General features: G+C 57.7%; 23 protein-coding genes. 8 read left to right on the top strand and 15 right to left on the bottom strand.

Translation table 11 applies throughout. The annotated features are described in order from the left end of the window. Window position 1: 1 nt before the first annotated feature. Window positions 2–664 carry an exodeoxyribonuclease X gene (exoX, locus tag WFO70_RS03095; protein ID WP_103822371.1) on the top strand — a complete coding sequence of 221 codons (663 nt, stop codon included), beginning with the start codon at window positions 2–4 and terminating at the stop codon, window positions 662–664. On the opposite strand, the gene ptrB is transcribed toward exoX, so the two are convergent. The 3 genes from ptrB to yebF form a co-directional block, all read right to left on the bottom strand. Next, a complete protein-coding gene (gene ptrB / locus WFO70_RS03090) occupies window positions 646–2,727 on the bottom strand; it encodes an oligopeptidase B (RefSeq protein ID WP_337014614.1) in 2,082 nt (693 codons plus the stop codon). The genes exoX and ptrB overlap by 19 nt on opposite strands. Before the next feature lie 90 nt (window positions 2,728–2,817). Then, window positions 2,818–3,468, bottom strand: coding sequence for a tellurite resistance TerB family protein (locus WFO70_RS03085; RefSeq protein WP_337014613.1), 651 nt, complete (start codon window positions 3,466–3,468; stop codon window positions 2,818–2,820). An 87-nt stretch (window positions 3,469–3,555) separates the two neighbouring features. Then, complete coding sequence (yebF, locus tag WFO70_RS03080) at window positions 3,556–3,909, bottom strand: protein YebF (RefSeq protein WP_337014612.1); 354 nt, start codon at window positions 3,907–3,909, stop codon at window positions 3,556–3,558. Window positions 3,910–4,057: 148 nt separating this feature from the next. Between yebF and purT the strand changes: the two genes are divergently transcribed. Continuing rightward, window positions 4,058–5,236 (top strand): formate-dependent phosphoribosylglycinamide formyltransferase, encoded by a 1,179-nt coding sequence (gene purT, locus WFO70_RS03075; protein ID WP_337014611.1) that lies wholly within the window; start codon window positions 4,058–4,060, stop codon window positions 5,234–5,236. A 103-nt stretch (window positions 5,237–5,339) separates the two neighbouring features. On the opposite strand, the gene WFO70_RS03070 is transcribed toward purT, so the two are convergent. From WFO70_RS03070 to zwf, 3 genes are all read right to left on the bottom strand, one after another. Further along, window positions 5,340–5,981 (bottom strand): bifunctional 4-hydroxy-2-oxoglutarate aldolase/2-dehydro-3-deoxy-phosphogluconate aldolase, encoded by a 642-nt coding sequence (locus WFO70_RS03070; protein WP_337014610.1) that lies wholly within the window; start codon window positions 5,979–5,981, stop codon window positions 5,340–5,342. A gap of 39 nt (window positions 5,982–6,020) precedes the next feature. Beyond that, window positions 6,021–7,832 (bottom strand): phosphogluconate dehydratase, encoded by a 1,812-nt coding sequence (edd, locus tag WFO70_RS03065; protein WP_337014609.1) that lies wholly within the window; start codon window positions 7,830–7,832, stop codon window positions 6,021–6,023. Window positions 7,833–8,065: 233 nt separating this feature from the next. After that, window positions 8,066–9,541 (bottom strand): glucose-6-phosphate dehydrogenase, encoded by a 1,476-nt coding sequence (zwf, locus tag WFO70_RS03060; RefSeq protein ID WP_337014608.1) that lies wholly within the window; start codon window positions 9,539–9,541, stop codon window positions 8,066–8,068. Between the two features lie 322 nt (window positions 9,542–9,863). On the opposite strand from zwf, the gene WFO70_RS03055 reads away from it, so the two are divergent. Together WFO70_RS03055 and pyk are read left to right on the top strand one after the other, a co-directional pair. Continuing rightward, window positions 9,864–10,769, top strand: a complete 906-nt coding sequence (locus WFO70_RS03055; protein WP_337014607.1) for a MurR/RpiR family transcriptional regulator — start codon at window positions 9,864–9,866, stop codon at window positions 10,767–10,769. A gap of 123 nt (window positions 10,770–10,892) precedes the next feature. After that, the gene (gene pyk / locus WFO70_RS03050) at window positions 10,893–12,335 is read left to right on the top strand and encodes a pyruvate kinase (protein ID WP_337014606.1); all 1,443 of its coding nucleotides are present in this window, start codon (window positions 10,893–10,895) and stop codon (window positions 12,333–12,335) included. 107 nt (window positions 12,336–12,442) lie between these two features. On the opposite strand, the gene lpxM is transcribed toward pyk, so the two are convergent. The 3 genes from lpxM to znuA form a co-directional block, all read right to left on the bottom strand. Continuing rightward, a complete protein-coding gene (lpxM, locus tag WFO70_RS03045; RefSeq protein WP_337014605.1) occupies window positions 12,443–13,414 on the bottom strand; it encodes a lauroyl-Kdo(2)-lipid IV(A) myristoyltransferase in 972 nt (323 codons plus the stop codon). Window positions 13,415–13,530: 116 nt separating this feature from the next. Beyond that, window positions 13,531–14,853 carry a murein DD-endopeptidase MepM gene (mepM, locus tag WFO70_RS03040; protein ID WP_337014604.1) on the bottom strand — a complete coding sequence of 441 codons (1,323 nt, stop codon included), beginning with the start codon at window positions 14,851–14,853 and terminating at the stop codon, window positions 13,531–13,533. Window positions 14,854–14,868: 15 nt separating this feature from the next. Further along, window positions 14,869–15,813, bottom strand: a complete 945-nt coding sequence (gene znuA, locus WFO70_RS03035; RefSeq protein WP_337016579.1) for a zinc ABC transporter substrate-binding protein ZnuA — start codon at window positions 15,811–15,813, stop codon at window positions 14,869–14,871. 78 nt (window positions 15,814–15,891) lie between these two features. Here znuA and znuC point away from each other — a divergent pair, with 78 nt between their 5' ends. Both znuC and znuB read left to right on the top strand, forming a co-directional pair. Beyond that, complete coding sequence (znuC, locus tag WFO70_RS03030; protein WP_337014603.1) at window positions 15,892–16,647, top strand: zinc ABC transporter ATP-binding protein ZnuC; 756 nt, start codon at window positions 15,892–15,894, stop codon at window positions 16,645–16,647. Next, the gene (gene znuB, locus WFO70_RS03025) at window positions 16,644–17,429 is read left to right on the top strand and encodes a zinc ABC transporter permease subunit ZnuB (protein ID WP_337014602.1); all 786 of its coding nucleotides are present in this window, start codon (window positions 16,644–16,646) and stop codon (window positions 17,427–17,429) included. The genes znuC and znuB overlap by 4 nt, the downstream gene beginning before the upstream one ends. Before the next feature lie 90 nt (window positions 17,430–17,519). On the opposite strand, the gene ruvB is transcribed toward znuB, so the two are convergent. The 6 genes from ruvB to aspS form a co-directional block, all read right to left on the bottom strand. Further along, window positions 17,520–18,530: a Holliday junction branch migration DNA helicase RuvB gene (ruvB, locus tag WFO70_RS03020; protein ID WP_142489972.1), complete on the bottom strand. Its 1,011-nt coding sequence runs from the start codon at window positions 18,528–18,530 to the stop codon at window positions 17,520–17,522. An 8-nt stretch (window positions 18,531–18,538) separates the two neighbouring features. After that, the gene (gene ruvA, locus WFO70_RS03015) at window positions 18,539–19,150 is read right to left on the bottom strand and encodes a Holliday junction branch migration protein RuvA (protein WP_142489973.1); all 612 of its coding nucleotides are present in this window, start codon (window positions 19,148–19,150) and stop codon (window positions 18,539–18,541) included. A gap of 82 nt (window positions 19,151–19,232) precedes the next feature. Next, window positions 19,233–19,754, bottom strand: coding sequence for a crossover junction endodeoxyribonuclease RuvC (gene ruvC / locus WFO70_RS03010; RefSeq protein WP_337014601.1), 522 nt, complete (start codon window positions 19,752–19,754; stop codon window positions 19,233–19,235). Between the two features lie 34 nt (window positions 19,755–19,788). Beyond that, entirely contained in the window at window positions 19,789–20,529 is a 741-nt protein-coding gene (locus tag WFO70_RS03005) for a YebC/PmpR family DNA-binding transcriptional regulator (RefSeq protein ID WP_032611949.1), read from the bottom strand. 27 nt (window positions 20,530–20,556) lie between these two features. Next, on the bottom strand, window positions 20,557–21,000 hold the full coding sequence (nudB, locus tag WFO70_RS03000; RefSeq protein WP_337014600.1) for a dihydroneopterin triphosphate diphosphatase: 444 nt from the start codon (window positions 20,998–21,000) through the stop codon (window positions 20,557–20,559). Between the two features lies 1 nt (window position 21,001). Beyond that, the gene (gene aspS, locus WFO70_RS02995) at window positions 21,002–22,774 is read right to left on the bottom strand and encodes an aspartate--tRNA ligase (RefSeq protein ID WP_337014599.1); all 1,773 of its coding nucleotides are present in this window, start codon (window positions 22,772–22,774) and stop codon (window positions 21,002–21,004) included. A 240-nt stretch (window positions 22,775–23,014) separates the two neighbouring features. Here aspS and WFO70_RS02990 point away from each other — a divergent pair, with 240 nt between their 5' ends. Together WFO70_RS02990 and WFO70_RS02985 are read left to right on the top strand one after the other, a co-directional pair. Next, window positions 23,015–23,581: a hydrolase gene (locus WFO70_RS02990; protein ID WP_337014598.1), complete on the top strand. Its 567-nt coding sequence runs from the start codon at window positions 23,015–23,017 to the stop codon at window positions 23,579–23,581. Continuing rightward, on the top strand, window positions 23,578–24,396 hold the full coding sequence (locus WFO70_RS02985) for a DUF72 domain-containing protein (RefSeq protein WP_337014597.1): 819 nt from the start codon (window positions 23,578–23,580) through the stop codon (window positions 24,394–24,396). The genes WFO70_RS02990 and WFO70_RS02985 overlap by 4 nt, the downstream gene beginning before the upstream one ends. Window positions 24,397–24,421 lie beyond the last annotated feature (25 nt).

The following is a 24,421-nucleotide window of genomic DNA, read 5'->3' as shown; positions in this document are numbered from 1 at the left end:
CATGCTACGTGTCATCGACACCGAAACCTGCGATCTGCAGGGAGGGATTGTGGAAGTGGCGTCTGTCGATGTTGTGAACGGGCAGATCGTCAATCCACGCAGCCATCTGGTGCGTCCGGATCGCCCCATCAGCCCGCAGGCGATGGCGATTCACCGCATTACCGAGGCGATGGTGGCCGACAAACCCTGGATTGAAGAGGTGATCCCGCACTACCACGGCAGCCCGTGGTACGTGGCGCATAATGCCAGCTTCGATCGCCGCGTTCTGCCCGAGATGCCGGGGGAATGGATCTGTACCATGAAGCTGGCCCGGCGCTTATGGCCGGGGATCAAATACAGCAATATGGCGCTGTATAAGTCGCGCAAACTTAGCGTCAGAACGCCGGAAGGGCTGCATCATCACCGCGCCCTGTACGACTGCTACATTACCGCCGCGTTGCTGATTGATATCATGAACACCACCGGCTGGACCCCGGATGAGATGGCCGACATCACCGGACGCCCGGCGCTGCTCACCACCTTTACCTTCGGTAAATACCGCGGGAAGGCGGTGGCAGAAGTGGCGGACAAAGATCCAGGCTATCTGCGCTGGCTGTATAACAACCTCGACAGAATGAGCCCCGAGCTGCGCCTCACCCTGAAGCACTATCTGGGCGGATCCTGATCCGCCTCGCCGGAGCGTGCGGTCAGAGTCTCCTGCGCCAGGCCGACGATAAACGCATACTCCAGCGCCACCCCTTCATAGGATTTGAAGCGCCCGGATTTCCCGCCGTGTCCGGCATCCATGTCGGTGCAGAGCAGCAGTAAATTATCGTCGGTCTTCATTTCACGCAGTTTCGCCACCCACTTTGCGGGCTCCCAGTACTGCACCTGGGAGTCATGCAGGCCGGTGGTGACCAGCATGTGCGGATAGGCCTTCGCCTCTACGTTGTCATAGGGGCTGTAGGTTTTCATGTAACGGTAATAGGTCGGATCCTGGGGATTGCCCCACTCCTCATACTCCCCGATGGTCAAGGGGATCGACTCGTCGAGCATGGTGGTCAGTACATCGACGAACGGCACCTGCGCCACCACCCCTTTAAACAGCTCCGGGCGTTCATTAATCACGGTGCCCATCAGCATCCCACCCGCGCTGCCCCCCATGGCGAAGCACTGCTTCCGATCGCCATAGCCCAGCTCAAGCAACCCCTCGCAGACATCGAGATAGTCATTAAAGGTGTTTTTCTTCTTCAGGAACTTGCCGTCTTCATACCATTTCTGCCCCAGCTCGCCGCCGCCGCGAATATGGGCGATGGCAAAAACAAAGCCCCGGTCGAGCAGGCTTAAGCGGCTGCTGCTGAAATCGGCATCAATGCTGGAGCCATAGGAGCCGTAGCCATAGATGAGGATCGGGTTTTTGCCCTTGCGGAAATGGTGTTTGTGGTAGACCAGCGACACCGGCACTTCGGTGCCGTCACGGGCCACAATCCAGACGTGCTCGCTGCGGTAAAGTTCAGCATCAAAGCCTTTGACCTCGGCCTGCTTCAGCACCTTGCGCTGTCCGGTGTCCATATCCAGCTCGAACAGGGTGTCCGGGGTGGTCATGGAGGAGTAGCCGTAGCGCAGGCGCGAGGTTTCCGGCTCCGGGTTATAGCCAATCCAGGTCACGTAGGCGGGATCGTCGAAGGCGATACCGATCACCTCCCGGGTTTTGCGGTTGATCTGCCGCAGGCTGGTCAGCCCGCGCTGGCGCTCTTCCACCACCAGCCAGTCGGTAAAGAGGGTAAAGCCCTCGAGCATCACCTGATCGCGGGGCGGGATCAGCACTTCCCATTTGCGCTCGTCACGCACTTTGGTTTTGTAGAGGCCAAAGTTTTTGCCCTCCCGGTTGGATCGCAAATAGAAGGTGTGCTGGAAGTGGTCGAGGCTGTATTCATGATCCTTACGGCGCGGCATAAAGCACAGCGGCTGCGCGTCCGGCAGTTCAGCGTCCAGCAGCAGCACCTCGGTAGTGGTGGCGCTGGCGAGAAAAATAATCACGTAGTGTTTCGAGGTGGTCTTATGCAGGCTGACGTAAAAGGTTTCGTCTTTCTCCTCATAGACCAGCTCGTCGCTGGTGGACGCGGTGCCTACCGTATGCCGCCAGACCTGAAAGGGGTGCAGCGTGGTGGCGTGCTTCTTGATGTAGTAGACCGTCTCTGAGTCATTGGCCCAGATAAAATCGGGGGAGACGCTATCGAGCATCTCGGGATACCAGTTCCCGGACTCGAGGTTACGAAAGCGTAAGCCATACTGGCGTCGGGAGAGGTAGTCTTCGGCCAGCGCCATAATGGCGTTATCCGGTGATACCGCCATGCCGCCCAGGGTATAAAACTCGCTGTGCGACGCCCGCTGGTTGGCATCCAGCAGCGTTTCCCACTCCTCCCACTCGGCGCAAAGCACCGACTGACGCTGATAGATAGCGTATTCGTTGCCGGGCTCATAAATGTGTCGGTAGCGATAGCCGTTGCGACTCCAGGGAGCCGAGACGTCACGCTGCGGGACGCGTTCCACCATTTCGTTAAGTAGTCGGTCCTGCAGCGCCTGCTGCGTCGACATGACCCGGCGGCCATAATCATTTTCATCGTGGAGGTAGTCCAGTACCTCCGGCTGTGAGCGGGTATCGTCGCGCAACCAGTAATAGTTGTCGATACGCGTGTCACCGTGCGCGGTGAGAGCGTGCGGTATGCGTTGGGCTTTAGGTGGCATGTCAGTATGATTCTTTTACGTTTAACACCCTATAAGGTTGGCAAAACATGCGCACGATGCAAGCGAAACGGGACACCCGGGAGTGAAAAGTTAGCCGGGGAGCGCCTGTTTTTGCTGGCGAATATCCTGCTCAATCCCCTCGCGGACCTCGGCCGGGATTTTCAGCGCATCGCCCAGCGCATTGAGATAGCTGCGCTCCATAAAGTGATCGACATCGATCGCCGCGCAGCTCAGGAAATAGAGTTCCAGCGCTTCCTCTTCATTTTTGATCCCCTGCGCCAGACGCTGCGGATCGAGCGGCTGTTCAATGGCCTGAGCCACCAGCGCCCTGCCCTGCTCCTCCACACCCGCTTCCCGCAGCTGCTGTTCGATGGCGGCGCGCTCCTGGTCGTCGATGTGGCCGTCGCTCTTCGCCGCAAAGACCAGCGCCAGGATCAGCCGTTCGCTACGCACATCCAGCGCCGAAGTCTGCTGACCAAACTGCGGTTCATCCTGATGGGCGCTGCGCACCTTGTCCTTGTACTTGTTCCACAGCACGGAACCGGCAATGGCACCGCCGCCCGCCAGCAGGGCGCCGGTGCCGTATTTCGCCAGCAGTTTACGCGAGGATTTATTCGCCACCAGCAGTCCGGCAAGACCGCCAAGCGCGCCGGGTGCCAGCATTTTGCTCAGCCCTTCACCCGAGGATGAGCCCGTTTTCTGCCCAAGCAGCGACTGCAGTTGATTCAACCAGTTTGACATGATTTCCCTCACTTAATGCTTAATGGATTCCAAAGCCTAAGCGAGGGGATGTCAGGAAATGTCTGCGGCGACAAAAGAAGCGAAAATTCACTTTTTGGCCGACAGATACTGCGCGCTGCCCGCTTTACAGTCCACTTTCACCTGATAGTGAATATCACTGCTTTTGCCGCGCACCGTCAGCGGGACGGTCCAGCGTTCTTTTTCACCCTTTACTTCTTTGGGATTGATCCACGCCACCGGGTCGGCCTGACCGAGGGTCTTTTGATCGTCGGCCCAGCGCACAATGCGGTTTTGCAGATAGTCCCGCTTCACGCTGGCGGCAATCCCCTCGGCATTCTGGCCTTCACAGGCTGGAAACTTCACGGTTTTTTCATCGGCGGCCTGCACCGTCAGGCTGGTACCCAGCAGCGCCAGCGCCATCACTACCCCTGTTTTGTTCATCACGATCTCCTGTATTGGCTCCCCAAAAGCATGGTCGAAAAATGTGACGATGCAAATAACCGCCTGTCAGTGCGGTGGATTTCCGCGAAGCAAGACAGACGCAAACGTTTTCGTTTATACTGCGCGCAACTTTTTCAGGGGGATTATTATGACTCGTTTAGGAACTGCGCTGCGCCCGGCAGCGACGCGCGTAATGTTGCTCGGCTCCGGTGAACTGGGCAAAGAGGTGGCCATCGAGTGCCAGCGTTTAGGGATTGAAGTCATTGCCGTTGATCGCTATGCCGATGCCCCGGCCATGCACGTTGCCCATCGCTCGCACGTGATTAATATGCTCGACGGCGATGCCCTGCGCGCGGTGATTGCCGCTGAAAAACCGCACTTCGTGGTGCCGGAGATCGAAGCCATCGCCACCGACACGCTGCTGGCACTGGAAGCCGAAGGCCAGCGCGTGGTGCCCTGCGCCCGTGCCGCAAAGCTGACCATGAACCGGGAAGGCATTCGCCGCCTGGCGGCGGAAGAGCTGGCTCTGCCGACCTCTAGCTACCGTTTTGCCGACAGCAAGGGCGATTTTTTGCAGGCAGTCGCCGGGATTGGCTACCCGTGCATCATTAAGCCGGTGATGAGTTCTTCCGGCAAAGGACAGAGCTTTGTGCGCAGTGCCGACCAGCTGGATCAGGCCTGGGAGTATGCCCAGCAGGGTGGCCGCGCCGGTGCCGGACGGGTGATCGTTGAGGGCGTGGTGCAGTTTGATTTTGAAATTACCCTGCTGACCGTCAGCGCCGTGGATGGCGTACACTTCTGCGATCCGATTGGTCACCGTCAGGAAGATGGCGACTACCGCGAGTCCTGGCAGCCGCAGCAGATGAGCGCCCTGGCGCGCGCACGCGCCGAAGAGATCGCCCGCAAAGTGGTGCTGGCGCTGGGCGGCCACGGTCTGTTTGGCGTTGAGCTGTTTGTTTGCGGCGACGAGGTGATCTTCAGCGAAGTCTCCCCGCGTCCGCACGATACCGGCATGGTGACGCTGATCTCTCAGGATCTCTCCGAGTTCGCCCTGCACGTTCGTGCCTTCCTCGGCCTGCCGGTGGGCGGAGTGCGTCAGTATGGCCCGGCGGCGTCGGCGGTGATCCTGCCCCAGCTGACCAGCCAGAACGTCACCTTTGATAATGTCGAAGCCGCGGTAGGCGCGGGCCTGCAGCTGCGTCTGTTCGGTAAACCTGAAATCGACGGTTCGCGTCGCTTAGGCGTGGCGCTGGCGACGGGTGATAACGTGGAAGCCGCAGTCGAGCGGGCGAAACAGGCCGCTGCCAGCGTGAAGGTCGCAGGATAAAAAAAACGGGCCTGATGGCCCGTTTTTTATGGCATTTGACGTATTTCGTAGGCCGGGTAAGGCGAAGCCGCCACCCGGCAAAAACGCGCACAATACCTGAAGCTTACTGCTGCGCGCCTTCGACCGCTTCGCGTGTCAGCTTAGTGATGCGATCCCAGTCGCCCGCTTCCAGCGCATCCGCCGGAACCAGCCAGGAACCACCGATGCACAGCACGCTTTTCAGCGCCAGGTAGTCACGGTAGTTCGCCGGGGAGATGCCGCCGGTCGGGCAGAAACGCACGTTGGCGAACGGGCCTGCGATAGCCTGCAGCGCTTTGGTGCCGCCGTTAGCTTCCGCCGGGAAGAATTTGAACTCTTTCAGACCGTAGTCCAGACCCAGCATCAGTTCAGACACGGTGCTGATACCCGGGATCAGAGGAATGGAGCCTTCAGTAGCGGCCTTCAGCAGCGGCTCGGTCAGACCCGGGCTGATGGCGAACTGCGCACCGGCTTCGGTGACTTCAGCCAGCTGCTGTGGGTTCAGCACGGTGCCCGCACCGATGATGGCTTCCGGCACCTCTTTGGCGATGGCGCGAATGGCATCCATTGCACAGGCGGTACGCAGGGTCACTTCCAGGACGCGAACGCCACCGGCAACCAGCGCTTTCGCCATCGGCACGGCGTGTTCCAGCTTATTAACCACGATCACCGGCACTACCGGGCCAGTTTTCAGGATTGCTTCTGCACTTGTCTTCCAGTTTTTCATCAGAGTTTTTCTCTCGCCAGATCGATAATTCTTGTCGTCTTAAAACGTAATACAGGTCGCGCCCTGCTCTGCGCCCGAGAGGTTCTCGCGCAGCGCACTGAACATTTCGCGCCCCGTCCCCACGCGCGATGCGCTCAGGTCAGGAATATGCGGCTTACGTGCGGCAAGGACCGCCTCATCCACCAGTAAGGTCAACTCGCCGGTCTGACCGTTAACGCGGATGATGTCGCCATCGTACACTTTTGCCAGCAATCCACCGTCGTAGGCTTCCGGGGTGACATGGATGGCAGAAGGCACTTTACCTGATGCGCCGGAGAGGCGTCCATCGGTTACTAACGCAATTTTGAAACAGCGGTCCAATAATACACCAAGTGGCGGCATTAGTTTATGTAATTCTGGCATGCCGTTCGCTTTTGGTCCCTGATGACGAACCACTACCACGCAGTCTTTATCCAGCAGACCAGCTTCGAAGGCGGGCAGCACGTCATGTTGGCTCTCGAATACTACCGCCGGGGCCTCAATAATCTGGTTTTCCACCGGCACCGCAGAGGTCTTCATCACTGCCCGACCCAGGTTTCCGGTCAGCACTTTGGTGCCGCCGTGGTGGGAAAACGGCTTGTCGAAGGTGGCGATCACGCTGTCATCCAACGAAGCCTGCGCCCCTTCACGCCAGTCCAGCTCGCCGTTGTTCAGCCATGGCTCCAGGGTGTAGCGCTGCAGGCCGAAACCGGCCACCGTGTTGACGTCCTCGTGCAGCAGGCCGCCCTTCATCAGTTCGCGCATGAGCACCGGTACGCCGCCCGCGGCCTGGAAGTGGTTAATGTCTGCCGGGCCGTTCGGATACAGACGGGTCATCAGCGGTACGACTTCGGAAAGCTCGGAGAAATCGTCCCAGTTGATCAGAATGCCCGCCGCACGCGCCATCGCCACCATGTGCATGGTGTGGTTGGTGGAGCCGCCGGTCGCCAGCAGAGCCACGATACCGTTGACCACCACCTTCTCGTCGACCATTTTACCGAGCGGCATCCACTCGTTACCGTTGCCGGTCAGACGGGTCACCTGACGCGCCGCGGCGGCGGTCAGGGCCTCGCGCAGCGGTGCATCCGGATGGACAAACGACGATCCCGGCAGCTGCATGCCCATAAATTCCACCACCATCTGGTTGGTGTTGGCGGTACCGTAGAACGTGCAGGTGCCCGGCGCGTGGTAGGACGCAGCCTCAGACTCCAGCAGCGCCATGCGATCCACTTTGCCTTCGGCATACAACTGGCGAATGCGCACTTTCTCTTTATTTGCCAGGCCGCTGGCCATCGGGCCTGACGGCACGAACAGCGCAGGAAGATGACCAAACGACAGCGCCGCCATCGCCAGCCCCGGGACAATTTTATCGCACACGCCGAGGTACAGCGCGCCGTCAAACATGTTGTGTGACAGCCCCACCGCCGCAGACATGGCAATCACTTCCCGGCTGAGCAGCGACAGTTCCATCCCGTCCTGGCCCTGGGTCACCCCGTCGCACATCGCAGGTACACCGCCCGCCACCTGCCCCACGGCATTGGCCTGGTGCAGCGCTTTACGAATGATGTCCGGGTAGGTCTCATACGGCTGGTGCGCCGAGAGCATGTCGTTATAGGAAGTGATGATGCCGATATTGTTACGCAGCATGCTTTTCAGCGAGGCTTTATCTTCTGGCTGGCAGGCAGCAAAGCCGTGCGCCAGGTTACCGCAGGCCAGCTGCGAACGATGGACCGTGTCGGACTTCGCCTGCTGAATGCGAGCGAGGTAGGCTGAGCGGGTCTTTTTCGAGCGCTCAACAATGCGTTGTGTTACCCGTAACAAAGTGGAATTCATAGAAGCTCCTGTCATTTATCTGTCCGCGCTCTGGAATTAACAAAGTGTTTAGCAGGCTATAACATCGCTGAAACGCTTGATTGCCGGAGCTCTGGGGCAAAATCGCTTCCGGCAGTGTAATAAAAAAAGCTCCGGGTGGAAATCCACACGGAGCTTAAATGATTAATTATTGTGCGCTGGCCTGAGCCAGATCATGTTACCGGTAAAATAACCCCTAAGGATTAGCGGTAAATTTACTCAAACTCGTTCCAGGAGCGGCCGTCACGGGTGATCATCGCCACAGAGGCGACCGGTCCCCAGGTACCCGCCTGATACGGTTTCGGTGCATCCTGATCCGCAGCCCAGGCTTCGGTGATGGAGTCGACCCATTTCCATGCCTCTTCCACTTCGTCACGACGCACAAACAGGGCCTGGATCCCACGCATGGTTTCCAGCAGCAGACGTTCATACGCATCCGCCAGATGGTTCTGGTTGAAGGTTTCGGAGTAGCTCAGATCCAGCTTGGTGGTCTGCAGGTTGTGTTTGTGATCGAGGCCTGGGACCTTGTTCAGCACCTGAATATCCACACCCTCGTCCGGCTGCAGACGGATGGTCAGTTTATTCTGCGGCAGCTCTTGCCAGGACTCTTTGAACAGGTTCAGCTCCGGGTTCTTGAAGTAGACAACCACTTCAGAGCATTTGGTCGGCAGACGTTTACCGGTACGCAGGTAGAACGGCACGCCCGCCCAGCGCCAGTTGTCGATATCCACGCGGATGGCGACGAAGGTTTCGGTGCTGCTGGTTTTATTTGCGCCCTCTTCTTCCAGATAGCCCGGCACTTTTTTACCCTGGGCGAAACCGGCGGTGTACTGACCGCGGACGGTTTTCTCACGCACGTTAGAGCGATCGATGCGGCGCAGGGACTTCAGCACTTTCACCTTCTCGTCACGAATGCTGTCTGCGGAGAGATCCGACGGCGGTGCCATGGCGATCATGCAGAGGATTTGCAGCAGGTGGTTCTGGATCATGTCGCGCATCTGACCGGCCTGGTCAAAGTAACCCCAGCGCCCTTCAATACCGACCTCTTCCGCCACGGTGATCTCCACGTGATCGATGGTGCGGTTATCCCAGTTATTGACGAACAGGGAGTTAGCGAAGCGCAGCGCCAGCAGGTTCAGTACCGTCTCTTTACCGAGGTAGTGGTCGATACGGTAGACCTGGCACTCTTCGAAGTACTCTCCGACCTGGTCGTTAATTTCGCGGGAGGTCGCCAGCGAGGTACCCAGCGGTTTTTCCATCACCACGCGCGCCGGTTTGGCGTTCAGTTTAGCTTCGCCCAACCCTTTGCAGATGGCTCCGAAGGTGCTGGGTGGCATGGCGAAGTAGTTAATGGTGACGCGATTTTTCTGATCGAGCATCGCGCCCAGATCGGCAAAGGCCGACGTGTCGTTCACGTCGAGGTTGCAGAAATCGAGGCGTCCACTCAGCGTATCCCACAAACTTTCATCGATCTTCTCCTTCATGAAAGTTTCCAGCGCTTCGCGCACGACTTTGGTATACGCGGCTTTATCCCAGTCGGCACGACCCACGCCCAGGATGCGCGTCTCCGGGTGGATTTGACCCGCTTTTTCCAGTTGATACAGGGAAGGCAGCAATTTCCGGCGTGCAAGATCGCCTTTCGCGCCGAAAATGACCAGGTCACATGCCTGGGCTGTTTGCGTTACCGCCATGTCATTCTCCTCAGTTGGATACCCTGGTGCTTTTGCCAGAATATCGTTGTAATTTTATTACATGCACTCTACTGCTTTTATGTCATTCCCGAAACCATTTGCGCTTATCCTCCCGTGCGATACGGCGATATTTCGCACCGGGATCGGCGGCTCGGGGATCGTGACGATGAAACGGGTGAAATTTTGCGCTGTCAGGCCGTTGCTAAAATCCGACAGCGATCAAGTAATGAAAAAAAACAACAACATTTTTTTCGGGGTTTGCCCTTTTCGGCAAATCACAGGCGTATATTCTTGCTAATTCGAATCGCAATTTCACCCCTTAATGAAATCGTTTCCACCGATGAGCGCCGTGTTAAAAATGAACATGCTGGAAAAAATCCAGTTTCAACTGGAACACCTTAGCAAATCCGAGCGAAAAGTGGCTGAAGTAATTCTCGCCGCCCCCGCTCAGGCCATTCATTCCAGCATCGCCACGCTTGCCCAGGAGTCGGGGGTCAGCGAACCGACCGTCAACCGCTTCTGCCGCAGCATGGAGACGCGTGGCTATCCCGATTTTAAACTGCATCTGGCGCAAAGTCTGGCTAACGGCACACCCTATGTAAACCGCAATGTCGATGAAGACGACAGCGTGGAAGCCTACACCGGTAAAATTTTCGAATCGGCGATGGCGACGCTGGACCAGGTCCGGCAGTCGCTGGATATGGGTTCCGTTAACCGGGCAGTCGATCTGCTGACTCAAGCCAAGAAGATCGCCTTCTTTGGTCTCGGTTCATCCGCCGCCGTCGCGCACGATGCGATGAATAAGTTTTTCCGTTTTAATGTCCCGGTTATCTATTCCGACGACATCGTGCTGCAACGCATGAGTTGTATGAATTGTAACGAAGATGACGTGGTGGTTCTGATATCGCATACTGGTCGTACCAAAAGCCTGGTGGAACTGGCTCAGCTGGCGCGTGAAAACGATGCCATGGTGATTGCCCTTACCACCACCGGTACGCCGCTGGCGCGGGAAGCGACGCTGGCGATCACCCTCGACGTGCCAGAAGATACCGATATCTACATGCCGATGGTGTCGCGTCTGGCGCAGCTGACCGTCATCGACGTGCTGGCTACCGGCTTTACCCTGCGCCGCGGGGCGAAATTCAGAGATAACTTGAAGCGGGTCAAAGAAGCGCTCAAGGAATCGCGTTTTGATAAAGAGTTGTTCATTAAGGGTGAAGTTCCCTGATCGTCACTTATAAAGTTGTTACTTTTTTCGGCGTTCGGTAAGTTTCCTGTTGGTATTACGGCGGACAACGTGCCGAATCATCGTTCACGCAACACCAGGTTGTTTCAGACAACGGAGTATTACATGTCCAGAAGGCTTCGCAGAACCAAGATCGTTACCACTTTAGGCCCGGCTACTGACCGCGATAATAACCTCGAGAAAATCATCGCTGCAGGTGCCAACGTGGTACGTATGAACTTCTCTCACGGAACACCGGAAGATCATAAATTACGTGCGGATAAGGTCCGTGAGATCGCGGCAAAACTGGGACGTCATGTAGCTATCCTCGGCGACCTGCAGGGTCCAAAAATCCGTGTATCCACCTTTAAGGAAGGCAAAGTTTTCCTCAATATCGGTGACAAATTCCTGCTTGATGCCAACCTGAGCAAAGGCGAAGGTGACAAAGAGAAAGTCGGCATCGACTACAAAGGCCTGCCTGCTGACGTCGTGCCGGGCGATATCCTGCTGCTTGACGACGGCCGCGTTCAGCTGAAAGTGCTGGAAGTTCAGGGCATGAAGGTGTTCACCGAAGTAACCGTTGGCGGCCCGCTCTCCAACAATAAAGGCATTAACAAGCTGGGCGGCGGTCTTTCTGCTGAAGCCCTGACCGAAAAAGACAAAGCCGACATCCACACCGCGGCCGAAATTGGCGTTGACTACCTGGCCGTCTCCTTCCCGCGCTGCGGCGAAGATCTGAACTATGCCCGCCGTCTGGCGCGCGACGCAGGTTGCGATGCCAAAATCGTTGCCAAAGTGGAACGTGCTGAAGCGGTCTGCAGCCAGGACGCGATGGATGACATTATCCTCGCCTCTGACGTAGTGATGGTGGCCCGCGGTGATCTGGGCGTTGAGATTGGCGACCCGGAACTGGTGGGGATCCAGAAGGCGCTGATCCGCCGTGCCCGTCAGCTTAACCGTTCCGTGATCACCGCGACCCAGATGATGGAGTCGATGATCACCAACCCAATGCCGACCCGTGCGGAAGTAATGGACGTGGCAAACGCCGTGCTCGACGGTACCGATGCGGTGATGCTGTCAGCCGAAACCGCAGCCGGCCAGTATCCGGCGGAAACCGTGGCCGCGATGGCGCGCGTCTGCCTGGGCGCAGAGAAGATCCCAAGCATCAACGTCTCCAAGCACCGTCTGGACATCCAGTTCGACAACGTGGAAGAAGCCATTGCGATGTCCGCGATGTACGCGGCTAACCACCTGAAAGGCGTGACCGCGATCATCACCATGACCGAATCCGGCCGCACCGCGCTGATGACCTCACGTATCAGCTCCGGTCTGCCAATCTTCGCCATGTCCCGTCATGAGCGCACCCTGAACCTGACCGCGCTGTATCGCGGCGTGACGCCGGTGTTCTTCGACAGCAACAGCGACGGCGTGGCCGCGGCGAACGACGCCGTGAACCTGCTGCGCGACAAAGGCTATCTGGTCTCGGGTGATATCGTCATCGTGACCCAGGGCGATGTGATGAGCACCATCGGTTCCACCAACACCACCCGCGTGATGACCGTCGAATAAGTCGACTGTTTTGCCGGGTGGCGCTGCGCTACCCGGCCTACAGGTTCGTAGGCCCGTGCAAGCGAAGCGCCGCCGGGCAAAAAAATCCCCCGAAGCCGGGGGATTTTTTATTTCTTCGGATAGAGCTCTTTGCGCTTGTAGGGCTCTTTCTCGCCCGGCTTGCGCGTCTTCAGCAGCTTCAGGATCCAGGTATACTGCTCCGCATGCGGCCCCACCAGAATCTCCACCTCTTCGTTCATCCGGCGCGCAATGGTGTTGTCGTCGGCGGTGAGCAGATCGTCCATCGGCGGACGCACTTCAATGGTCAGGCGATGGGTTTTGCCATCGTAAATCGGGAACAGCGGGATCACCCGCGCCTGGCAGACCTTCATCAACCGGCCAATGGCGGGCAGCGTCGCCTTATAGGTAGCGAAGAAGTCGACAAACTCGCTATGTTCCGGCCCGTGATCCTGGTCAGGCAGATAGTAGCCCCAGTAGCCCTGGCGTACGGACTTGATAAAAGGTTTGATGCCGTCGTTACGGGCATGCAGGCGGCCCCCAAAGCGACGACGCACCGTATTCCACACATAATCGAAAATCTTGTTCCCCTGGTTGTGGAACATTGCCGCCATTTTTTGGCCCTGCGACGCCATCAGCATCGCCGGAATATCCACGCCCCAGCCGTGCGGTACCAGGAAGATCACCTTTTCGTCGTTGCGACGCATCTCCTCAATGATCTCCAGCCCTTTCCAGTCAACGCGGCCGACGATCTTTTCCGGCCCGCGTAACGCCAGCTCGCCCATCATCGCCATTGCCTGCGGCGCGGTGGTAAACATCTCATCAATGATCGCCTCACGCTCCGCTTCGCTCTTCTCCGGGAAGCAGTAGAAGAGGTTTATCTGCGCGCGACGGCGTGCGCTTTTACCCAGCTTGCCCGCCAGACGGCCCACTTTACCAAGCAGCGGGTCGCGCACGGACACCGGAAGCATCGCAATACCTGCAAAGGCATACACACCCAGCCAGGCGCCCCAGAAGCGCGGATGACGAAAGGATTTCTCAAATTCCGGAATGTATTCACTGTTGTTTTTTTGGGTTTCCATGCTTTTTCCAGGGCGGGTGATGCTTTAAAGAGTAATGCGTTAGTTTAGCGAGGCCATGCGCAAGGCACAAAAGAAAAAGCCGATGCAGTTATGCATCGGCTTTTATTGCTGCAGGATTAATCAATACTGAGCTGCGGAATAACCTCTTTGACCTGCGCCAGGTAGTCGCTGCGGTCTTTGCCGGTCAGCCCTTCGGTACGCGGCAGCTTCGCCGTTAACGGGTTGACCGCCTGCTGGTTGATCCACACTTCATAGTGCAGGTGTGGGCCGGTAGAACGACCGGTGTTGCCCGACAGCGCAATGCGATCGCCACGCTTCACCTTCTGACCCGGCTTCACCAGCAGCTTACGCAGGTGCATATAGCGGGTGGTGTAGGTACGCCCGTGACGCACGGCCACGTAATAACCCGCCGCACCGCTGCGTTTTGCCATGACCACTTCGCCATCACCGACCGCCAGAACAGGTGTCCCCTGCGGCATGGCAAAGTCCACACCGCGGTGCGGGGCCACGCGGCCGGTGACCGGGTTCAGACGGCGCGGGTTAAAGTTCGAGGAGACGCGGAACTGCTTCGAGGTCGGGAAGCGCAGGAAGCCTTTCGCCAGCCCGGTACCGTTGCGATCGTAGAATTTGCCGTCTTCGGCGCGGATCGCGTAGTAATCTTTCCCGTCCGAGCGTAAACGTACCCCAAGCAGCTGGCTCTGCTCACGCTTGCCGTCCAGCATTTCGCGGGACATCAGCACCGCGTAAGTATCGCCTTTTTTCAATTTACGTAAGTCGATCTGCCACTGCATGGCTTTGATCACCGAACTGATTTCACCGCTGGTCAGCCCCGCATCACGCGCGCTGGCCACGAAACTGCCGCCGCTCAGGGTGCCCTTGATGGCGCTGTTAACCCAGTCGCCCTGCTGCATTTCGCTGGTCATCTTGAAACCGTTTTCAACACGATCGTAGGTGCGGGTTTCACGACGGGAGACTTCCCAGGTCAGGCGCTGTAAATCGCCGTTATCGGTCAGGGTCCAGGAGAGCTGTTGACCAATTTTCAGGTTACGCAGGTCTTTATCGGCTGCGGCAAGCTGGCTGATCTCGCCCATTTCAATGCCGTACTGATTCAGAACGCTGCTTAACGTATCGCCGGTAGAGACGACATATTCATGTACGCCCACCTCGGCTTCGGTTTTATCGTCAAGCTCATCCTGGGGAATGGCTTCTTCTTCCTGCGGGGCCTGATCGATAGGTTCGCTGGCTTCAGGTAACAGCGAGCGAATTTCACTCTTTTCCAGCTCGATGGTTTTAATAACAGGGGCAGAATTTGGGTGGTAAACATAGGGCCGCCAGACGGCGACCGCTAAGGTGAGAACAGTAAGCGACCCCAGCATGACGCGGTGGGGCCGGGGCAAATTATTAAATGCCAGGGCGACAGAGCGGGCTATCTGTTGCACGTATTCACTTCCTCGTTAATCTCCTTTCAGGCAGCTCGCATACTGGTTCGCCAGTTGGCTGAGGAACTGCGAATAGCTCGCTTTGCTCAACTGGATAGAGGTTCCCAGTGGGTCAAGGGTGCCCATACGCACGGACGTACCCCTTGCCACGGCTTCAACGACCGCTGGCCTGAACTGTGGCTCAGCAAAAACGCAGGACGCTTTCTGCTCAACCAACTGTGTTCTGATTTCATGTAAACGCTGCGCACCGGGTTGAATTTCTGGATTGACGGTGAAGTGGCCAAGCGGCGTGAGACCGTAGTGTTTTTCATAGTAGCCGTAGGCGTCATGAAAAACGAAATATCCTTTACCTTTCAGTGGTGCGAGCTCGGTACCCACCTGCTTATCGGTTGCGGCAAGTTGTGCCTCAAAATCCTTCAGGTTGGCGTCAAGTTTGGCTCGACTTTGCGGCATAAGTTCCACTAATTTTTCATGGATTGCAACCGCCGAAAGGCGCGCTATCTCAGGGGAAAGCCAAAGGTGCATGTTGTACTCACCGTGATGGTGATGCTCGTCACCTTTTTCCCCTTCAGCACTCCCGTGATCGTGGTCATGATCGTCATCATCAGACCCTTTCATGAGAAGCGGTTTCACACCCGGAAGATTAGCGATGCTTACCTGTTTTGCTTCCGGCAGCTGATTTGCCGACTTTTGCATGAAAGCTTCCATCTCCGGACCAATCCATACGACTAAGTCCGCGTTTTGTAAGCGTTTTACATCCGAAGGACGCAGGGAATAGTCGTGTTCAGAGGCACCATCAGGCAATAATACCTGCGTTTCTGTTACCCCATCTGCGATAGCGGAAGCGATAAAACCGAGCGGCTTAAGCGAAGCGACAACGGCGGCGTTAACATCTTGTGCTGTTGAACCCCAAAGGGCAGCGGATAATGCTGCGAAAAGAAGCGTATTTTTCTGTAACATAATGCGACTATTCATCGTAATGAGTGGGCGGAATGTGATATTATAACATTCGATGACTTCTGCAAGCATAAAATTGACATGACGAATCTGGTATCTCTCGAAAACATTTCGGTTTCATTTGGTCAGCGCCGCGTCCTCTCTGACGTTTCGCTGGATTTGAAACCCGGTAAAATTCTGACGCTGCTTGGTCCTAATGGCGCGGGTAAATCGACGCTGGTGCGCGTGGTGCTGGGCCTGGTAGCACCCGACAGCGGCCTTATCAAGCGTGACCGACAGCTGCGCATCGGCTATGTACCGCAGAAGCTGCATCTTGACGCCACCCTGCCGCTGACGGTCAGCCGTTTTCTGCGTCTGCGTCCCGCCACGCGTAAAGAGGACATTCTGCCCGCGCTCAAGCGGGTGCAGGCCGGGCATCTGATCGACGCGCCTCTGCAAAAACTCTCCGGCGGTGAGACCCAGCGCGTGCTCCTTGCCCGCGCCCTGCTCAACAGGCCGCAGCTGCTGGTGCTCGATGAGCCGACCCAGGGAGTGGACGTCAACGGACAAGTGGCGCTGTACGACCTGATCGACCAGCTGCGTAAAGAGCTGGACTGCGCCGTGCTGATGGTATCCCACGACCTGCATCTGGTGATGGCCAAAACGGACGAAGTGCTCTGTCTGAACCACCACATCTGCTGCTCTGGCACGCCGGAAGTGGTCTCCATGCACCCTGAGTTTATCTCGATGTTTGGCCCGCGCGGTGCCGAACAGCTGGGCATTTATCGCCACCATCACAACCATCGCCATGATTTGCAGGGACGCATTGTCCTGCGCCGGGGAAACGGTAACTCATGATTGAATTATTATTGCCCGGCTGGCTGGCCGGGATGATGCTTGCCTGCGCGGCGGGTCCACTGGGCTCGTTTGTCGTCTGGCGTCGGATGTCCTATTTTGGCGATACCCTCGCCCACGCTTCCCTGCTGGGGGTGGCGTTTGGTTTGCTGCTGGATGTGAATCCGTTCTACGCAGTGATTGCGGTAACGCTGCTGCTGGCGGCCGGTCTGGTGTGGCTGGAAAAACGCCCGCACCTGGCGGTGGATACGCTGCTCGGGATTATGGCCCACAGCGCCCTGTCGCTGGGTCTGGTGGTGGTCAGCCTGATGTCTAACATCCGTGTGGATCTGATGGCCTATCTGTTTGGCGACCTGCTGGCGGTGACGCCGGACGATCTGATCGCCATCGCCATCGGGGTGGTGATCGTGCTGGCTGTCCTGCTGTGGCAGTGGCGTAACCTGCTGGCGATGACCATCAGCCCGGATTTAGCCTTTGTGGATGGGGTGAAGCTGCAGCGTGTCAAACTGCTGCTGATGCTGGTGACCGCGCTGACCATTGGCGTGGCGATGAAGTTTGTTGGGGCGCTGATTATTACGTCGCTGTTAATCATACCCGCCGCCACCGCGCGTCGTTTTGCCCGCACGCCGGAGCAGATGGCCAGCGTTGCCGTGGGGGTCGGGATGATTGCCGTGACCGGCGGGTTAACCTTCTCGGCGTTTTATGACACCCCTGCCGGACCGTCGGTGGTGCTGTGTGCAGCAGCGCTGTTTATCTTCAGCATGATGAAAAAGCCTGCCAGCTGAGCCGCTCCCCGGTGGCGCTGTGCTTACCGGGGCTACAAAAACCTGTAGGCCGGATAAGGCGTAGACGCCATCCGGCAATTTCCGCAGAAGTTAAGGCATCTCCGGTGGCGTAATGCCAAAGTGATCCCAGGCGCGCACCGTCGCCATGCGCCCGCGTGGCGTACGCTGCAAAAAGCCCTGCTGGATCAGGTACGGCTCCAGCACATCCTCAATGGTCTCACGCTCTTCACCAATCGCCGCCGCCAGGTTATCCAACCCGACCGGCCCACCAAAGAACTTGTCCAGTACCGCCAGCAGCAGCTTGCGGTCCATATAGTCAAACCCTTCGGCATCTACATTCAGCATGTCCAGCGCCTGCGCGGCGATCTCATGGGAAATAGAGCCGTCGTGCTTCACCTCGGCGAAATCTCGCACGCGACGCAGCAGGCGGTTGGCGATACGCGGCGTACCGCGGGAACGCTTCGCCACTTCAAAGGCCCCCTCTTCGCTCATCTCCAGCCCCATGTAACGTGCGCTGCGGCTGACAATGTGCTGCAGATCGGGCACCTGATAAAACTCCAGGCGCTGCACAATGCCGAAACGGTCGCGCAGCGGCGAGGTTAAGGAGCCCGCGCGGGTGGTGGCACCAATGAGGGTGAACGGCGGCAGATCGATTTTAATCGAACGCGCTGCCGGGCCTTCGCCGATCATGATATCCAGCTGGTAGTCTTCCATTGCCGGATAGAGCACCTCTTCCACCACCGGAGAGAGGCGGTGGATCTCATCGATAAAGAGGACATCGTGGGGTTCGAGGTTGGTCAGCATCGCCGCCAGATCGCCCGCCTTCTCCAGCACCGGGCCGGAGGTGGTGCGCAGATTGACGCCCATCTCGTTGGCAACGATATTGGCAAGCGTGGTTTTCCCGAGGCCTGGCGGGCCAAAAATCAGCAGGTGATCGAGGGCATCGCCGCGGAGTTTTGCCGCCTGGATAAAGATCTCCATCTGCGAGCGCACCTGCGGCTGGCCAATATACTCATCCAGCAGCTTCGGGCGGATCGCACGGTCCACCAGATCTTCTGTCTGAACGCTGCCTGCCGAGACCAGACGGTCTGCTTCAATCATCCTTTACCTCACAATGCAGCGCGCAGCGCTTCACGAATCAGGGTTTCACTGGTAGCGTCCGGTTTAGCAATTTTGCTGACCATACGGCTCGCTTCCTGAGGTTTATAGCCCAGCGCCACCAGCGCGGCAACCGCTTCCTGTTCCGCATCATCGGCGGTCGGGCCGGCAGGCGAGGTCAGCACCAGATCGGCCGCCGGGGTAAACAGATCGCCATGCAGCCCTTTAAAGCGGTCTTTCATCTCGACAATCAGACGCTCGGCCGTTTTCTTGCCGATGCCCGGGAGTTTAATCAGGGCGGCGGGATCTTCGCGCTCAACGGCGTTCACAAACTGCGGAGCCGACATCCCGGAGAGGATCGCCAGCGCCAGCTTTGGCCCCACGCCGTTGGTTTTGATCAGCTCTTTAAACAGCGTACGCTCCTGCTTGTTGTTAAAGCCAAACAGCAGCTGGGCATCTTCGCGCACCACAAAGTGGGTGAAGACAATCGCCTCTTTGCCCGCGTCCGGCAATTCATAGAAGCAGGTCATTGGCATATGCACTTCGTAGCCCACGCCTCCGGCCTCAAGCAGCACTATCGGGGGTTGTTTTTCTAGGATGATGCCTCTGAGTCTGCCTATCACGTGACGCTCCTGCGTTAAGGGCTAAAAGTTACCGCTGCCATAATAAAAAAAGGCTGGATAAACATCCAGCCTGATTTCACATTTAGCGCAATCGACCGCGCGCCAGATTGAGCCGCGATTCACTTATCTGCATCGCGTTCTGGCTGACGTGGCAGTGGGTAATGGCGATCGCCAGGGCATCGGCGGCATCCGCCTGCGGATTGGCGGGCAGTTTTAACAGGGTCCGCACCATGTGCTGCACCTGGGTTTTATCTGCCCCACCGTTCCCCACCACGGTTTGCTTGACCTGCCGCGCGGCGTATTCAAACACCGGCAGATCCTGGTTCACCGCCGCGACAATCGCCACGCCGCGTGCCTGACCGAGCTTCAGCGCCGAGTCGGCATTTTTCGCCATAAACACCTGTTCGATGGCGAAATAGTCCGGCTGGAACTGGGTAATGATCTCCGTCACGCCTGCGTAGATGAGCTTCAGACGCGACGGCAGATCGTCCACTTTGGTACGGATACACCCGCTGCCAAGATAGGTCAACTGACGCCCGACCTGGCGAATAACGCCATAACCGGTGATGCGTGAGCCCGGGTCGATACCGAGAATAATCGCCATCACGCCGCTCCGGCTGTCGGTTTAAGCTCGGCCATTACAGCGTCGCCGCAACCTCGTCGGAGATTTCGCCGTTGTGGTAAACTTCCTGCACATCGTCGCAATCTTCCAGCATGTCGATCAGACGCAGCAGTTTTGGTGCGGTTTCCGCATCCATGTCCGCTTTGGTGGACGGGATCATGGTGACTTCAGCCGCGTCAGCTTTCAGACCCGCCGCTTCCAGCGCATCACGTACCGCGCCCATCTCTTCCCATGCGGTATAGACGTCAATCGCGCCATCGTCATAGGTCACAACGTCTTCAGCACCCGCTTCCAGGGCCGCTTCCATGATCACGTCTTCGTCGCCTTTCTCGAAGGAGATCACCCCTTTTTTGCTGAACAGGTAGGCCACGGAACCGTCGGTACCCAGGTTGCCACCGGTTTTGGTGAAAGCGTGACGCACTTCGGCAACGGTACGGTTACGGTTGTCGGACAGGCATTCAATCATTACCGCCGTGCCGCCTGGACCGTAACCTTCATAAATGATGGTTTCCATGTTGGTGTCATCGTCGCCGCCTACGCCACGGGCGATAGCACGGTTCAGGGTGTCACGCGTCATGTTGTTGCTCAGCGCTTTATCGATCGCCGCACGCAGACGTGGGTTGGAGCCGGCATCGCCGCCGCCCAGACGGGCTGCGGTGACCAGTTCACGAATGATTTTGGTAAAGATCTTACCGCGTTTGGCATCCTGTGCCGCTTTGCGGTGTTTGGTGTTGGCCCACTTACTATGACCTGCCATAAAAAGTTCTCCAAAAAGCGCGCCCTCTCAGGCGGCGTTAATTACAAATTCTTCAATCGCCTGCCGGTTGCTCCACGACTTGGTTAAGGCTGCGGCGTCGGCCGCGTTAACCCAGCGGTAGGTCAGGTGTTCGGTGAACACGATCTCCCGCTCGTGAGGAAGCGCAAGGCAGAACCAGGATTCCGTATTGCGTTCAGTCCCCGGCGCATAGCGATGACGTAAATGGCTAAAAATTTCAAAATCCACCGTGCGCTGACAGTCCTTCAGGGTCAGTTGCTCGCGAGCAACGTCAATGGCGACCTCTTCCTTTACTTCGCGCGCGGCGGCCTGCAGCGCGGTTTCACCCTCTTCCAGGCTGCCGGTTACCGACTGCCAGAACGCGGGATCGTCGCGCCGCTGCAACATCAGCACCCGCTTCGTGTCCTGGGCATAAATGATAACTAAGACAGAAACGGGAAGCTTATATGTCATATCAGTTTTTCTCTTCCTTTTTCACCACTTCGATACCCAGCTCGCTCAGGGAGGTTGGGTTAGCAAAGCTTGGCGCTTCGGTCATCAGACAGGCAGCGGCGGTGGTTTTCGGGAATGCGATAACGTCACGAATGTTGTCGGTACCGGTCAGCAGCATGGTCAGGCGATCCAGACCAAAGGCCAGGCCCGCGTGCGGAGGCGTACCGTACTTCAGGGCGTCGAGCAGGAAGCCGAACTTCTCGCGCTGTTCCTGTTCGTTGATGCCCAGAATGCCGAACACGGTCTGCTGCATTTCACCGCTGTAGATACGCACGGAACCGCCGCCCACTTCGTAGCCGTTGATGACCATATCGTAGGCGTTAGCCACTGCCTCTTCCGGTGCCGCTTTCAGCTCTGCCGCGCTCATGTCTTTCGGCGAGGTGAACGGGTGGTGCATCGCGGTCAGACCGCCTTCGCCGTCGTCTTCGAACATTGGGAAGTCGATGACCCACAGCGGCGCCCATTTGGCTTCGTCAGTCAGGTTCAGATCTTTACCCAGCTTCAGACGCAGCGCGCCCATGGCATCGGCAACCACTTTCTTGTTGTCCGCGCCGAAGAAGATCATGTCCCCGTCCTGGGCTTCAGTGCGCGCCAGAATGGATTCAACGATCTCAGCGTTGAGGAATTTGGCCACCGGGCTGGTGATGCCTTCGATACCCTTCGCACGCTCGGTGACTTTGATGTAAGCCAGACCTTTCGCGCCATAAATCTTGATGAAGTTGCCGTAGTCGTCGATCTGCTTACGGCTCAGAGACGCGCCACCCGGTACGCGCAGGGCAGCCACGCGGCCTTTAGGATCGTTCGCCGGGCCGGAGAAGACGGCGAACTCAACGCCTTTCACCAGGTCCGCAACGTCCACCAGCTCCATCGGGTTACGCAGGTCTGGTTTGTCGGAGCCGTAGCGACGTTCCGCTTCGGCGAAGGTCATGATCGGGAAGTCGCCCAGATCCACACCCTTCACGTCCTGCCACAGGCTGCGCACCAGCGCTTCCATCACTTCACGCACCTGTTCGGCGGTCATGAAGGAGGTCTCGACGTCGATCTGGGTAAATTCAGGCTGACGGTCAGCACGCAGATCTTCGTCGCGGAAGCATTTAACAATCTGGTAGTAACGGTCAAAGCCGGACATCATCAGCAGCTGTTTGAACAGCTGAGGAGACTGTGGCAGCGCGTAGAATTTGCCTTTATGAACGCGGGATGGCACGAGGTAGTCACGCGCGCCTTCCGGGGTCGCTTTGGTCAGCATCGGGGTTTCGATATCGAGGAAACCGTGATCGTCCATAAAGCGGCGCACCAGGCTGGTGATTTTCGCACGGGTCTTCAGGCGGTCGGCCATCTCCGGACGACGCAGGTCGAGGTAGCGATATTTCAGACGCGCTTCTTCGGTATTGACGTGGTTGAAATCCAGCGGCAGTGATTCTGAACGGTTAATGATGATCAGATCGGTTGCCAGCACTTCGATCTCGCCGGTCGCCATGTCGCTGTTGATGTTCTTTTCGTCACGCGCACGCACGGTGCCGGTCACCTGGATGCAGAACTCATTACGCAGCTCAGAGGCCAGCTTTAACGCGTCGGCACGATCCGGATCGAAAAATACCTGCACGATGCCTTCGCGGTCGCGCATATCGATAAAGATTAAGCTGCCAAGATCACGACGACGGTTGACCCAACCACACAGGGTCACCTGCTGTCCGACGTGGGACTGACGCAGCTGCCCGCAATATTCTGTACGCATGAGATATCCCTTAACTTAGCCGCAGGCTACAAGGTCGCAGCTTTCTGTATGTCAAACTGGATGAAAAAAGGCGGCTATTATACTGGAAATTCCGCCAGACGATAAGAGAGAAGCGCGCCAGACGCGCGATTGCTGCTCGCATCCTGCATATTCTCACAAAAATTAACAAAAATATCAGACCTGGAACATGCTGGCTCAGCGTAAGGTATTCATGACACTAACTCTTTAACAGGAAAAACCATGTTCACACTCGACGCCTCCCGTACCGCCCTCGTAGTCATTGATTTACAGGAAGGGATCCTGCCCTTCGCCGGTGGCCCACATTCGGCGCAGGATGTTGTCAGCCGCAGCGCGCGCCTGGCGGAAAAATGCCGCGAAAGTGGCTCGCCGGTGGTGCTGGTGCGCGTGGGCTGGTCTGCAGACTTTGCCGAGGCGCTGAAGCAGCCTGTCGATGCCCAGGGCGCGGCCCATGCCCTGCCGGACAACTGGTGGACCTATCCCGCGGCCCTCGGCAAGCGCGACAGCGATATCGAAGTGACCAAACGCCAGTGGGGCGCCTTCTACGGCACCGACCTGGAGCTGCAGCTGCGCCGCCGCGGCATTGAGACTATTATTCTGTGTGGGATCGCCACCAATATTGGCGTGGAATCCACCGCGCGCAACGCCTGGGAGCTGGGCTTTAATCTGGTGATCGCCGAAGATGCCTGCAGCACGGCCACCGCCGAACAGCATCAGTCCAGCGTGACGCATATCTTCCCGCGCATCAGCCGGGTGCGCAGCACCGACGAGATTATTAACGCACTATGATCTATCTGGGTTTACCCCAATGGTCGCACCCGAAATGGGTGCGGCTGGGCATTACAGGCCTTGAAGAGTACGCCCGCCACTTCAACTGCGTGGAGGGCAACACCACGCTGTACGCGCTGCCCAAGGCCGACGTGGTGGCGCGCTGGCGGGAGCAGACCAGCGACGACTTTCGCTTCTGCTTTAAATTTCCGGCCACCATTTCCCATCAGGCCGCGCTGCGCAACTGCGACGATCTCACCGAAGAGTTTTTCACCCGGCTGTCTCCGCTGGCCAACCGTATCGGCCAGTACTGGGTTCAACTCCCTGCCACCTTTGGTCCCCGGGATCTGCCTGCGCTGTGGCAGTTTCTGGACGCCCTGCCGCGGGAATTCACCTACGGCGTTGAGGTCCGTCATCCTGAGTTCTTTATGAAAGGCGAGGCGGAGAAAGCGCTCAACCGCGGCCTGCACGAGCGCGGGGTCAATCGCACTATTCTCGACAGCCGTCCGGTGCACGCCGCGGTGCCGCACAACGAGGCCATCATCGACGCCCAGCGCAAAAAACCGAAGGTGCCGGTGCATGCGGTGATGACCGCCAGCAACCCGATGGTGCGTTTTATCGGCAGCGACAATATGCCGCAAAACCAGGCGCTGTTTGCCGTCTGGCTGCAAACCCTGGCGAAGTGGGAACAGACCGGGACCCCGTACCTTTTTTTACATACCCCCGATATTGCGCAGGCCCCTGAACTGGTCGATGCTCTCTGGCAAGCCTTGCGGGACGTGGCGCCGTCCATTGGCGACGCTCCCAACATTCCGCAGCAATCTTCTCTTTTCTGATCCCAGCCCCTATCATATGAAATGC

This window comes from Leclercia sp. AS011, from assembly GCF_037152535.1.
GTDB lineage: Bacteria > Pseudomonadota > Gammaproteobacteria > Enterobacterales > Enterobacteriaceae > Enterobacter.
This window is presented reverse-complemented; position numbering and strand designations above follow the sequence as displayed.

Coding starts and splice junctions, on each gene's coding strand:
- exoX (WP_103822371.1), top strand. CDS start 2: ATGCTACGTGTCATCGACACCGAAACCTGCGATCTGCAGGGAGGGATT.
- ptrB (WP_337014614.1), bottom strand. CDS start 2,727: ATGCCACCTAAAGCCCAACGCATACCGCACGCTCTCACCGCGCACGGT.
- WFO70_RS03085 (WP_337014613.1), bottom strand. CDS start 3,468: ATGTCAAACTGGTTGAATCAACTGCAGTCGCTGCTTGGGCAGAAAACG.
- yebF (WP_337014612.1), bottom strand. CDS start 3,909: ATGAACAAAACAGGGGTAGTGATGGCGCTGGCGCTGCTGGGTACCAGC.
- purT (WP_337014611.1), top strand. CDS start 4,058: ATGACTCGTTTAGGAACTGCGCTGCGCCCGGCAGCGACGCGCGTAATG.
- WFO70_RS03070 (WP_337014610.1), bottom strand. CDS start 5,981: ATGAAAAACTGGAAGACAAGTGCAGAAGCAATCCTGAAAACTGGCCCG.
- edd (WP_337014609.1), bottom strand. CDS start 7,832: ATGAATTCCACTTTGTTACGGGTAACACAACGCATTGTTGAGCGCTCG.
- zwf (WP_337014608.1), bottom strand. CDS start 9,541: ATGGCGGTAACGCAAACAGCCCAGGCATGTGACCTGGTCATTTTCGGC.
- WFO70_RS03055 (WP_337014607.1), top strand. CDS start 9,864: ATGAAATCGTTTCCACCGATGAGCGCCGTGTTAAAAATGAACATGCTG.
- pyk (WP_337014606.1), top strand. CDS start 10,893: ATGTCCAGAAGGCTTCGCAGAACCAAGATCGTTACCACTTTAGGCCCG.
- lpxM (WP_337014605.1), bottom strand. CDS start 13,414: ATGGAAACCCAAAAAAACAACAGTGAATACATTCCGGAATTTGAGAAA.
- znuA (WP_337016579.1), bottom strand. CDS start 15,813: ATGTTACAGAAAAATACGCTTCTTTTCGCAGCATTATCCGCTGCCCTT.
- znuC (WP_337014603.1), top strand. CDS start 15,892: ATGACGAATCTGGTATCTCTCGAAAACATTTCGGTTTCATTTGGTCAG.
- znuB (WP_337014602.1), top strand. CDS start 16,644: ATGATTGAATTATTATTGCCCGGCTGGCTGGCCGGGATGATGCTTGCC.
- ruvB (WP_142489972.1), bottom strand. CDS start 18,530: ATGATTGAAGCAGACCGTCTGGTCTCGGCAGGCAGCGTTCAGACAGAA.
- ruvC (WP_337014601.1), bottom strand. CDS start 19,754: ATGGCGATTATTCTCGGTATCGACCCGGGCTCACGCATCACCGGTTAT.
- WFO70_RS03005 (WP_032611949.1), bottom strand. CDS start 20,529: ATGGCAGGTCATAGTAAGTGGGCCAACACCAAACACCGCAAAGCGGCA.
- nudB (WP_337014600.1), bottom strand. CDS start 21,000: ATGACATATAAGCTTCCCGTTTCTGTCTTAGTTATCATTTATGCCCAG.
- aspS (WP_337014599.1), bottom strand. CDS start 22,774: ATGCGTACAGAATATTGCGGGCAGCTGCGTCAGTCCCACGTCGGACAG.
- WFO70_RS02990 (WP_337014598.1), top strand. CDS start 23,015: ATGTTCACACTCGACGCCTCCCGTACCGCCCTCGTAGTCATTGATTTA.
- WFO70_RS02985 (WP_337014597.1), top strand. CDS start 23,578: ATGATCTATCTGGGTTTACCCCAATGGTCGCACCCGAAATGGGTGCGG.